Genomic DNA, 9,261 nt, shown 5'->3' with positions numbered 1-9,261 from the left:
TTCACGTATCCGAGATGAAGGGTGTCATGAGCAATCTTGCAGGGCAGCGAATCCTCATCGTCGAAGACGAGTACTTCCTCGCCGCCGACTTCGTGTAGGCGTTGACCGCGCTTGGCGCGGTGGTGATCGGGCCGGCCTCGAATGCCGAGGCGGCGCTGGGCCTGCTTGACGGCGGCACCCCCGACCTCGCCATCCTCGATATCAACCTCAAGGGCGGCATCAGCTTTGCCGTCGCCGACGCTCTGGCGGCGCGCGGCCTGCCATTCGTGTTCGCCACCGGCTACGACCAGGGCGTCATTCCGCCGCGTCATGCCGACCGGCCGCGCTGGCAGAAGCCGTTCGACGCCGCGCGGCTGCTGGAGAGCCTCTCCGGTTCCGACCGCCGCGCCTGACACTGCCCAATGTTAATGCGAGCCCGTGCGGGCGGGTGCAGCCTTGGCTGCACCGGAGGCACCATCATGCCCAATGAGCACACACGTGCAGAAGCCGAGTTGCAGCGGCACGGTATCGTGCAGGCGCTGATCTGGTGGGTGGTCATGGCGGCGCTCATCGCCATCGGCATCGTCGGCGTCTCCCTGGTCGCGGCCCTGCTGGCCTCCCCGCCGGCCTGATCGACGGGCGTTTTCTCGCGGCCCGGCGGAACCGCGCTTTAACAGCGACATTGAGTTCGTGAGCCGGCCCCGGACGCTGTCCGCTGGCCCTGTCGAACTCTCTTGATGGAGCATTTCACGATGAGCGCTTCCGATACATTCCAGAACAACGCCTCCGGCCAGGCGGAGGGCACGGGCGATGGCAGCGGCCTCGCCGATACTGCCCGGACTGACCTCGCCGGGCTCGGTGAAGAAGTCAGCCAGCAAGCCGCCGCGCTGGGCCAGGAGGCGCAGGCGCAGATCGGCGAGCTGGCCGACAAGGCCAAAGGCCTGGCGGACGAGCAGAAGGAATTGCTGGCGAGCCAGGTCAGCGGAGTTTCTCAAGCCCTCAACCGCGTGGCTGAAGAGCTTTCGGGCAATAACGAAGCCAGTGCGCGCTATGTGCGGATGATGGCCGATGGCGCGCAGCGGCTCACCAGTACGCTCAACGACAACAGCGTCGACGACATCCTTGCCATTGCCCAGGATTTCGGCCGCAAGCAGCCCGCGGCGTTTCTCGGTCTGGCCGCGCTGCTCGGCTTTGCCGCCAGCCGCTTTGTCTCGGCGAGCGCTAGCCGGTCGCCGCGCAGCACTATCGCCGCCGATACCACATCGGTGGAACCCAGCCCCTATGCCAGCGTGAGCGGCGGCACGGGAGGTAGCGATGTCCGGATTTGAGCAGCCGCACAGCTTGACGGACCTCCTCGGCTCGCTTGCCGGCGACATCTCCGGGCTGTTCCGCAAGGAGGTGCAACTGGCCAAGGCCGAAGCGAGCGAAAAGCTCGACGATGCGCTGGCGGCGTCCAAAGGTCTCGCCATCGGCGCGGTGCTCGCCATCGGCGCCATCGGGGTCTTCCTCGCGGCCCTGGTGACCGGGCTTTCATGGCTGCTGATGGCTCTGGGCATGTCCGAAACGGCCGCCGATTTCGTTGCCGCGATAGCGGTGGCCCTCGTCGTCGGCGGCATCGCCTGGAGCTTCATCTCGAAGAGCCTCGAGGCCTGGAAGGCCTCGCGTCTCAATCTCAACCGCACCACCAATTCCCTCGCGCGTGACGCCGAGGTCGTAAAGGAGAGCTTCTGATGAGCAGCTTCGGCAAGGATTCCGCCCAACTCGAGCGGGAAGTGGAAGAGCAGCGCCGCCGCGTCGAAAGCCGCATCGGCGAGATCCGCGAGCGTCTTTCGCCCGGACAACTGGTCGATGAAGTGCTGAGCTACACCAAGGATGGCGGCAAGCATTTCGCCGCCAGCCTCGGCCAGACCGTCACCAGCAACCCTCTGCCGGCGGCGCTACTGGGCATCAGCCTGGTCTGGCTGATGTCGGGGCGCGGCAGCAACCCGCTGGCCCAGCCGGAGCAGCGGCCGACGCAGCGCTACGAGCCGGAATATCCCTATGCCACGGTGACCGGCGGGCGGATGCGGCGGATCAGCCTCGCGGCCGACGAAGCCGGCAAGTGGCACAGCGAGTTCGAGGATTCGGGCGGCAAGCGCTACAAGGCCGAGTCCAACGCGCTTGGACATCGGCTGGGGGCGTTTGTCGACCAGGCGGGACGCAAGTTCGGCGGCTTCATCGACGAGACGGGCCACCGGGTAAGCGACTTCCAGGACGAAGCGGGTAACCGGCTGGAGGAGGCGGCAGGCTGGGCGTCGCACCGCTGGCACGACATCGAGGCCGGCATCGGCGCGGCGCTGGACCAGGCCGGCCAGCAGGCCCGGCACCTGGCGAGCGGTACGCAGCACCAGCTCAACCGGGCGGGCAGCATGGTCGGCTCAGCCTTCGAAAGCCAGCCGCTGGTCGCCGGGGCCCTGGCCTTCGCTGCCGGTGCAGCGCTCGGGAGCGTGTTGCCGCACACTCGCGAGGAAGACAAGCTGCTCGGCGAAATGGCCGACAAGACCAGGGAGCAAGCCGCGAGTGCCGCATCCGAGCTCTATGAAGCGGGCAAGGAAAAGGCGGCAGAGCTCTACGAGAAGGGCAAGGAAGGGGCGACGCAGCTCTATGACGAGCTGCGCGAGACCCCGCGCGGCGTGCACTAGCCTTCTTCCACAGTCATGAGTCCTCCCCCCAGTTGGGGGGAGGACGATCGCATGTCCTCTCCGTGGTCCTCCCCCGCGTGGCGGGGGAGAGGGGACCAGCAAGGCTGGGAGGGGCCGGCCCCAAACATCGCATGTCCCGCCTCCCTTGCACCGCTCCGGCGCCCTCTCCCCGTGATACGGGGGAGGACCACTGAGAGAGCCGTGCTCAGACGTCGAGCTACGTCAGCCGCGGGTCTTGATCTTCCTCCGAAACCGCGTCCTCGAACTGCTCGTCCAGCCTGAACTGCCCCATGCAGGCTTCGCGGGCGCGGTGCCAGTACTCCTCGTCGCGGCCGGACGGGCGGCCATCGGCCTCCCACATGAAATAGGCGGTGTCGCGTACCTGCTGCTCGAAACTCTGCTCGGGCGCCAGCAGCACCGGTCCGTCGACAGCATCGCCCTCGCGGACCTGCCGGATGCCTGCCGCCTCCGAGTTCGGGAGCTGGTTCTCGAGCCGCTCGAGCGCTTCGCCGACGCGCTCGGCCACCATCGGGCTGAACTCGTGGTCCGGCCAGGTGTTCTCGTAGTCCTTGAGTTCCTCGACCGTAATGCCTGCCGCGGCAGCAAAACTCTCGGGGTCGAGCCCCAGCGACAAGCGGCGATTATGGTCGCCCTTGGGTTGCCGTTCAGCGGGATTGGCGGGAAAGGTCATCGTTTCCTCCATGGTGGTGTCCAACATGGAAAAGTTCGTTGATGGCGAAAGGTTCGCCTGGGGCGCTGCGGCAGGCCCGACGCTCAGGATATCTGGCGGGGCGCAGTCGCCGCCCTGATCACGGTCGTCAGTTGGCGGCCCAGCGCGCCGCCTTCGAGCTGCTTGCGGTCATATCCCTCGGCAAGCACCGCCCGCTTCAGATCGACCAGCGTGGTGTAGCGGCCGGAGCGAGCCAGTTCGAACGCGCGTTCCAGCGTCGACTTGCCGGCCTCCACGTCACCGCCCCCGTGCCGGAGTTCCCGGCCGTGGTTTGGGGGCCGCGATCAGTCCTTCGCGAATGGCTTGCTTGCGGGCCGCCTTGCGGCTGCGGCGAACCGCCTCGGCTTTCTCGCGCACCCGTGCTTCGGACGGCTTCTCGTAGTATTTCCGCAGTTTCATTTCGCGGAACACACCCTCGCGTTGCAGGCGTTTTTTCAGAACGCGAAGGGCTTGGTCGACATTGTTGTCGCGAACCATGACTTGCATGAGCTTCCTAACGTAGTGGCGCACACCTCGAGCGGTGGCGGGTAGAGGGCGACCGATGGCCGCCCGATCAGGGGAGGGGGCGCTGCAGCGGGTAGGCCGGTGCATCGTACAGCGCGCGGATCGCCTTGCCATCGTAGCGCGCCTCGCCCGCTTCGATGGTGAGGGCCCGCAACTGCTCGACCGGTACCTGCTCCACTGCGTAGCGCAGAGCCTCTGCAACCGAGGCGAACCGCATGTAGCGGCTGGCGCCGAGCAGGCGGCTGGTGCCGACCGCATAGAGTTCGGCACTCGCCAGATAGTCGACCGCCTCGGTCATTTGCGGTGGATGGCGACAGTGAATGCCGCAGGGCGATTCTCGCTCTGCGGCTTGGTCGCGTCACTGGGGAAGAGATCCGCCTCGGCAACGACCCGCTCGATCTTCTCGTTCAGCGGTCGCACCCGATAGAGCACCGGTCCGTGATCATGCGGCAGCCGAAATACCACTTCACACGGGCCCGCCGGACGGGTGTTGGTGTGCGGGGACGAGCGCATATCGAGCAACTGGCCCACGGCATAGCGGTGTGACATGTCACGCTTCCTTTGGAGGCTGAACGTTTGATCCCGCGATCTGCCGGTGCCGAAGCCGCCCGTCAGAGCGCTGCGAGGTTGGTCGCCGAAACCTTGCCGTCGCGACCGCTCTCGAGCTCGTAGCTCAGCTTCTGGCCTTCATGCAGGCTGCCGAGGCCGGCGCGCTCGACGGCGCTGATATGCACGAAGGCGTCCTTGGTGCCGTCATCCGGCTGGATGAAACCAAAACCCTTGGTGGTGTTGAAGAACTTTACGGTGCCCTGCATGGTTGGGGCCTTTCCTGAATTGCAGCGATACGCAACGCATGCGACCGCCCGTCCCCGACGGCGACATGCCAATCGGGCCTAAACGTTCACAATATCAAGGAGGCCAGGGCCAAAGCCCGATGGTGTCGCGAGATGTCAGCGAAGCGCTACACACTCTGCGCCGATCCGCTCGCAATAACAAGGTAATTCTGCCATGCCGCAGAATTTGCCGTGGTGCGGCAGGCGTTCCGGGCATACCGATCATGGATTTTGCACGACGATGCCGCAACGGCGGATAGCGCGGTTCTTCTCTCCAGAACTAGCCGCACAGTATCGTCGCGAGAGTCAGCTCGCCCGGGCTGTTCCGGTTAACACTGGATATTGCAAATTGCGCGCTGACCCTGGCTAGTGTCCATCGGCCCCGCCGGGCCAAGGGGGAATCGTCGTGCAGTGGGTGCCTTGGCTTCTGGTGGCGTTGAACATCATCGGCGTCGCAGTGATGGTGAAATACGGTTTGCCCAGGGAAGTGCCGCTGGTCGGACGCGCCGATGCCGACCCGCTGCTCGGTTATCTCGGCCTGCTGCTGTTCGGGTTGAGCATCGCCATCCGCGTCGCGCTCACCATAACCAGCTGACGTTGCGCCGTGCGCCGCCCGGCGGCTGCCGCCATAGCGCCGCTGCTTAGACTTAGGTTCAAGCTTAGTTGAATAACGCCGACAGAACGCTGCCTTTGCTAGCCTGTAGCTCCACTAGAGTTGACGAGCTTGTAAATGGTCGATCTTTCGACAGATCGCGAACTTCCGCGGGTTCACCTTGGGCTTAACGCCAAGGGCTGGATCTGGATCGCCTGCTTCGCGTTCGGAGCTGCGGTGTGGACGGCGGTTATTTTTGCTGCGCTGAGCCAGATGTAACGTCGGCCGTGGCGCCGCGCGGCGCCGCAGCCCGGCTAGGCTCTGCCCTTCGCCATGGCCGCTTCAGGTGAGGCCGGAGGCGGTTTCGCGTGTCACCCAGCGGTCGCTGCTCCAGTCGCGCACCGTCACTGAAATTCTTCCGTCCTCGATGTCGATCAGATTGTAGCCATTGGGCTCACCGCGCAGCCGCGTCGAGATGGTGGAGGACGCCTGGGCCACCAGGATCGGGGCATGCGCGGCGCGGCGCAGGCCGTGCGGCGCACCATGCCCGATGCTGCCGGGGTGCTCGTGCCTGCGCACATAGGAGAGGTGGAAATGACCGGACAGCACCAGGCGCACGCCCAGGTCGGCAAAGGTGCGCAGCGCGAGGTCGGCCCGCTTCACCAGCCGCATCGGCTTTTCGGCCGCGGCTTCGGGCTGCATCAGCGGGTGGTGGGCGACGACGATCCTCAGGGCGTCCGGCGCGGCGTTCGCGAAGCGCTGCTCCAAAGTCCGCAGCTGGCGGCGATTGATTGCGCCATGCGCCCAGTTCAGCCCGGCTCGCAGTCGCCGTGAGGTCTTGACCCCGGCAATGGCGACCCCGCCGATCTCGACGAAGGGCTCGAGCTCGGCATCGATGTAGCGCCGATAGAGCCCATAGGGATCGAGAAACCGACGCATCAGGTTCATCGCCGGCACGTCATGGTTGCCGGGCACGGCAAACACCGGCGCCTCGATCGTATCGAGAAAAGCCCGGGCGGCACGGAACTCGCTCTCGGAACCGACTTGCGTGAAGTCGCCGCTGACCACCACCAGGTCCGGGCTCTGCGCCGCGAGGTCGGCGGCGAGGCCGGCAGCCAACCGTTCGTCATGGTGCCCGAAATGGAGATCGGAAAGATGGCAGATGCGCATGGTCAGCTGGCCTCGAGCGGGGCCGCGGTCTCGGCAGGGGCGGGCGGCGCCAGGATCGACAGGGCGAGCGGCAGGATGCGGAAGCGCAACGGGCTGCTCAAGGAGACGATCTCGCCATCGAGCATGGCGCGGACCAGGCGGCGGCGGGTGCGCACGGTCAGGGCGCGGACATGCTCGACCTCCAGTACGTCGTCATTGCGCCAGTTGCCCAGCACCATCTCGATGGCGAGACGCAAGGCATCGGTAAAGCGCAGCTGGCGCAGCAGGTAGAGGCTCAGCGTGCCCTCGTCGAGATGCGGGCGATGAAACACCTGGCCCAGACCCTCTGCGTAATCGTTGTTGGCAATGGCGATCGATTGCACCCGCTCGATCCGCGGCTCGCCCGAGCGCGGGGTGATCTCGACGGCAAAGCGGCGCAGCCGCGACAGCCGTCGAATGAAATGGCCGAGAAAGCCGATCCGGGCGGCGAGTTCGGCTCGCCCGCGCAGCTTCTCGCGCGCCGCTGCGATGCCGGGCACTGCGCCGATCACCACCTTGTGGAGGAAGATCCGGCCATTTACCTCGCCCACGTCGATGCGGCGCGGCGTCATCTGTTCGAGTGCGTCGAACCAGGCTTCGATAGCGATGGGGATGGAGAGGTCGCGGGCGAGGAGGTTTGCCGTTCCGAGGGGCAGGACGGCAAGGGTTCTTCCGGTTTCCATGGCCACCTCGGCCAGCGCGGTGACCGTGCCGTCGCCGCCGGCCGACAGCAACATCTCGGCCCCACTTTGCCGGGCTGTCTGTATCCGCTCCTCGAAGGGACGCTCGGCGTCCGCATCGACGCTGATCGAAATGCCGCGCTCGGCAAACAGCCGATGCAGCCGCTCGGCGGTGATGCCGTCTCGCAGAGCAGCGCCGGAGTTCGGATTGAGCACGATGTGGAATTTTGTCTGCGGCACGCCGATGCCCCTGCTAAGGCGTTTGCCGCCTGGCCATAAACGGTGCCGGAAACGTTAGGTTCCGGCCGGCTCGCGCTGCGGCCCATGCACAACGGGACGAGGGCGGGCTGGCCCCGCTCCATATCTTGACGGCAGCTGAAGGGGCCGCGGCTGGCGACCCCTCACCGTTCACCGATCAGGCGGCAGTGCCGGCGAGGCGCTTGGCATCGGCCCCGACGCTGCCGGCGATGGCCGCCGCAAGGTCCCGTTGGCTGAATGGCTTGGTGAGGCGGGGGAGAGCGCGGGCCTTGTCGGAAAGTTCGGCGTAACCGGTGGCAACGATGATGGGCATTTCTGGCCAGCGGGCGCCGGCTGCCTCGGCCAGCTCGGTGCCGGTCATCTTCGGCATGCCCTGATCCGTGATGAGGAGGTCGAAGGGCGCCGCTTCAAGCATTTGCAGCGCTTCGGCCCCCGAATAGGCGGATTCGACCTCATGGCCGAGCTCTTCCAGCATTGCCACGGTGTTCATCAGCACGAGGGCATCGTCATCGACCGTGAGCACCCGCAGCGGCTTGCTTTCGATTGCCGTCGAAGCAGGTGTGGCGGCGGGCCGGGCGTCGGCTTCGCTGTCGGCGACCGGGAGCCAGATCTCGGCGGTAGTGCCCGCCCCCCGCCGGCTGGTCAGCTCGAGGAAGCCGCCGGACTGCTCGGCGAGACCATGCACCATCGACAGGCCGAGCCCGGTGCCCTTGCCGACGCCCTTGGTGGTGAAGAAGGGCTCGGTCGCCTTGGCGAGCGTTGCGGCATCCATGCCCTCGCCGTCATCGGCGACACTGAGCACCACGAAGTTGCCGGGGCGGTCCGGGCGGCCTGCCTGACGCCGGGCGGCGAGGCGGATCGTCCCGCCCGCTGGCATGGCGTCGCGGGCATTCACCACCAGGTTGAGGATGGCGGTTTCCAGTTGCGCCATATCGGTGCGCACGCTCGGCAGGTCCATGGGAAAATCGTTGCGGATCAGGATGCTCGGGCCGATCGAACGATGCAGCAGGTCGGTCATGCCGTTAACCGTGGTCTTGAGGTCTACCGCCCCCATCTGCAGCTCCTGGCGCCGCGCGAAGGCGAGCATGCGCTGGGTCAGGATCGCCCCGCGTCGCGCGCCCTGCAGGGCGTTGTCGATGAACGGGGTGATGGCCGGGTCGGGCGCCATGCGACGCTGGACGATCTCGAGGCTGCCGATGACCGCCATCAGCAGGTTGTTGAAATCGTGCGCCACGCCACCCGTCAGCTGCCCGATCGACTCCATCTTCTGCGCATGGAAAAGCGCCTCCCTGGCTCGGTTCAGCTCTTCCTCGACCTGCCGGCGCTCGGTCAGGTCGCGAGTGATCTTGGCAAAGCCGACCAGCGCACCGGAGGGATCGCGGATACGATCGATGACGACATGGGCCCAGAAGCGGCTGCCATCCTTCCTGACGCGCCAGCCTTCTTCCTCAAGCCGCCCTTCCTCGGCCGCACGCCGCAGATTAATGGCGGGCTTGCCGGCCGCCCTGTCCTCGTCGGTGTAGAACAGCGAGAAGCTCTTGCCGATAATCTCGTGTGGGGCATAGCCCTTGAAGCGTTGCGCCCCGGAATTCCAGTTGCTGACGATGCCGTTCGGGTCGAGCATGTAGATGGCGTAGTCGCTGATCGCCTCGACGAGTAGCCGATAGCGCCCGTCGTCACTGAGCGACGCGTCGAAATTATCCGAGTTGTTCATACGTGTGTCCGGCCCCCTGGACATGCGAATGCAATGCAAACCATCGTGTGTAAACTGCAATGCGGCGATTTGGTTGCGTCCATCCGAGGGCCATTTTCTGGT

The 9,261-nt window shown here is 66.0% G+C and carries 16 protein-coding genes; 7 read left to right on the top strand and 9 right to left on the bottom strand.

Annotated elements, in window-relative coordinates; all coding sequences use genetic code 11:
• Window positions 1-101: 101 nt before the first annotated feature.
• From APS40_RS02840 to APS40_RS02825, 5 genes are all read left to right on the top strand, one after another.
• Entirely contained in the window at window positions 102-392 is a 291-nt protein-coding gene (locus APS40_RS02840; protein WP_236884185.1) for a response regulator, read from the top strand.
• A 66-nt stretch (window positions 393-458) separates the two neighbouring features.
• Entirely contained in the window at window positions 459-611 is a 153-nt protein-coding gene (locus tag APS40_RS24755; RefSeq protein WP_156342811.1) for a hypothetical protein, read from the top strand.
• Between the two features lie 120 nt (window positions 612-731).
• Window positions 732-1,307, top strand: a complete 576-nt coding sequence (locus APS40_RS02835; protein ID WP_156342810.1) for a hypothetical protein — start codon at window positions 732-734, stop codon at window positions 1,305-1,307.
• A 13-nt stretch (window positions 1,308-1,320) separates the two neighbouring features.
• Window positions 1,321-1,710: a phage holin family protein gene (locus tag APS40_RS02830; protein WP_236884184.1), complete on the top strand. Its 390-nt coding sequence runs from the start codon at window positions 1,321-1,323 to the stop codon at window positions 1,708-1,710.
• Window positions 1,710-2,660: a DUF3618 domain-containing protein gene (locus tag APS40_RS02825; RefSeq protein ID WP_055045615.1), complete on the top strand. Its 951-nt coding sequence runs from the start codon at window positions 1,710-1,712 to the stop codon at window positions 2,658-2,660. Before APS40_RS02830 ends, APS40_RS02825 begins: the two co-directional genes overlap by 1 nt.
• 217 nt (window positions 2,661-2,877) lie before the next feature.
• Here APS40_RS02825 and APS40_RS02820 read toward each other — a convergent pair whose 3' ends face one another.
• The 6 genes from APS40_RS02820 to APS40_RS02795 form a co-directional block, all read right to left on the bottom strand.
• Window positions 2,878-3,351 carry a DUF2934 domain-containing protein gene (locus APS40_RS02820; RefSeq protein ID WP_197279418.1) on the bottom strand — a complete coding sequence of 158 codons (474 nt, stop codon included), beginning with the start codon at window positions 3,349-3,351 and terminating at the stop codon, window positions 2,878-2,880.
• An 83-nt stretch (window positions 3,352-3,434) separates the two neighbouring features.
• Window positions 3,435-3,626 (bottom strand): hypothetical protein, encoded by a 192-nt coding sequence (locus APS40_RS02815; protein ID WP_055045613.1) that lies wholly within the window; start codon window positions 3,624-3,626, stop codon window positions 3,435-3,437.
• 1 nt (window position 3,627) lies between these two features.
• Window positions 3,628-3,876 (bottom strand): 30S ribosomal protein S21, encoded by a 249-nt coding sequence (gene rpsU, locus APS40_RS02810; protein WP_055045612.1) that lies wholly within the window; start codon window positions 3,874-3,876, stop codon window positions 3,628-3,630.
• Window positions 3,877-3,943: 67 nt separating this feature from the next.
• On the bottom strand, window positions 3,944-4,192 hold the full coding sequence (locus APS40_RS02805) for a hypothetical protein (protein WP_055045611.1): 249 nt from the start codon (window positions 4,190-4,192) through the stop codon (window positions 3,944-3,946).
• Window positions 4,189-4,443 carry a hypothetical protein gene (locus APS40_RS02800; protein WP_055045610.1) on the bottom strand — a complete coding sequence of 85 codons (255 nt, stop codon included), beginning with the start codon at window positions 4,441-4,443 and terminating at the stop codon, window positions 4,189-4,191. Before APS40_RS02800 ends, APS40_RS02805 begins: the two co-directional genes overlap by 4 nt.
• Window positions 4,444-4,505: 62 nt before the next feature.
• Window positions 4,506-4,709, bottom strand: a complete 204-nt coding sequence (locus APS40_RS02795) for a cold-shock protein (protein WP_055045609.1) — start codon at window positions 4,707-4,709, stop codon at window positions 4,506-4,508.
• A gap of 424 nt (window positions 4,710-5,133) precedes the next feature.
• On the opposite strand from APS40_RS02795, the gene APS40_RS24750 reads away from it, so the two are divergent.
• A complete protein-coding gene (locus APS40_RS24750; protein WP_156342809.1) occupies window positions 5,134-5,322 on the top strand; it encodes a hypothetical protein in 189 nt (62 codons plus the stop codon).
• A 135-nt stretch (window positions 5,323-5,457) separates the two neighbouring features.
• Window positions 5,458-5,598 carry a hypothetical protein gene (locus tag APS40_RS24745; protein ID WP_156342808.1) on the top strand — a complete coding sequence of 47 codons (141 nt, stop codon included), beginning with the start codon at window positions 5,458-5,460 and terminating at the stop codon, window positions 5,596-5,598.
• A gap of 63 nt (window positions 5,599-5,661) precedes the next feature.
• Here the strand turns inward: APS40_RS24745 and APS40_RS02790 are convergent, their stop codons facing one another.
• The 3 genes from APS40_RS02790 to APS40_RS02780 form a co-directional block, all read right to left on the bottom strand.
• The gene (locus APS40_RS02790) at window positions 5,662-6,489 is read right to left on the bottom strand and encodes a metallophosphoesterase family protein (protein ID WP_055045608.1); all 828 of its coding nucleotides are present in this window, start codon (window positions 6,487-6,489) and stop codon (window positions 5,662-5,664) included.
• A 2-nt stretch (window positions 6,490-6,491) separates the two neighbouring features.
• Complete coding sequence (locus APS40_RS02785; RefSeq protein WP_236884183.1) at window positions 6,492-7,427, bottom strand: diacylglycerol/lipid kinase family protein; 936 nt, start codon at window positions 7,425-7,427, stop codon at window positions 6,492-6,494.
• Between the two features lie 175 nt (window positions 7,428-7,602).
• Window positions 7,603-9,159, bottom strand: a complete 1,557-nt coding sequence (locus tag APS40_RS02780; RefSeq protein ID WP_055045606.1) for a PAS domain-containing sensor histidine kinase — start codon at window positions 9,157-9,159, stop codon at window positions 7,603-7,605.
• Between the last annotated feature and the right edge of the window lie 102 nt (window positions 9,160-9,261).

The sequence above is a fragment of the Devosia sp. A16 genome, from assembly GCF_001402915.1.
In the GTDB taxonomy this organism is placed as follows: domain Bacteria; phylum Pseudomonadota; class Alphaproteobacteria; order Rhizobiales; family Devosiaceae; genus Devosia_A.
This window is presented reverse-complemented; position numbering and strand designations above follow the sequence as displayed.

Coding starts and splice junctions, on each gene's coding strand:
- APS40_RS02825 (WP_055045615.1), top strand. CDS start 1,710: ATGAGCAGCTTCGGCAAGGATTCCGCCCAACTCGAGCGGGAAGTGGAA.
- APS40_RS02780 (WP_055045606.1), bottom strand. CDS start 9,159: ATGAACAACTCGGATAATTTCGACGCGTCGCTCAGTGACGACGGGCGC.
- rpsU (WP_055045612.1), bottom strand. CDS start 3,876: ATGCAAGTCATGGTTCGCGACAACAATGTCGACCAAGCCCTTCGCGTT.
- APS40_RS02820 (WP_197279418.1), bottom strand. CDS start 3,351: ATGACCTTTCCCGCCAATCCCGCTGAACGGCAACCCAAGGGCGACCAT.
- APS40_RS02800 (WP_055045610.1), bottom strand. CDS start 4,443: ATGTCACACCGCTATGCCGTGGGCCAGTTGCTCGATATGCGCTCGTCC.
- APS40_RS02805 (WP_055045611.1), bottom strand. CDS start 4,192: ATGACCGAGGCGGTCGACTATCTGGCGAGTGCCGAACTCTATGCGGTC.
- APS40_RS24745 (WP_156342808.1), top strand. CDS start 5,458: ATGGTCGATCTTTCGACAGATCGCGAACTTCCGCGGGTTCACCTTGGG.
- APS40_RS02795 (WP_055045609.1), bottom strand. CDS start 4,709: ATGCAGGGCACCGTAAAGTTCTTCAACACCACCAAGGGTTTTGGTTTC.
- APS40_RS24755 (WP_156342811.1), top strand. CDS start 459: ATGCCCAATGAGCACACACGTGCAGAAGCCGAGTTGCAGCGGCACGGT.
- APS40_RS02790 (WP_055045608.1), bottom strand. CDS start 6,489: ATGCGCATCTGCCATCTTTCCGATCTCCATTTCGGGCACCATGACGAA.
- APS40_RS02835 (WP_156342810.1), top strand. CDS start 732: ATGAGCGCTTCCGATACATTCCAGAACAACGCCTCCGGCCAGGCGGAG.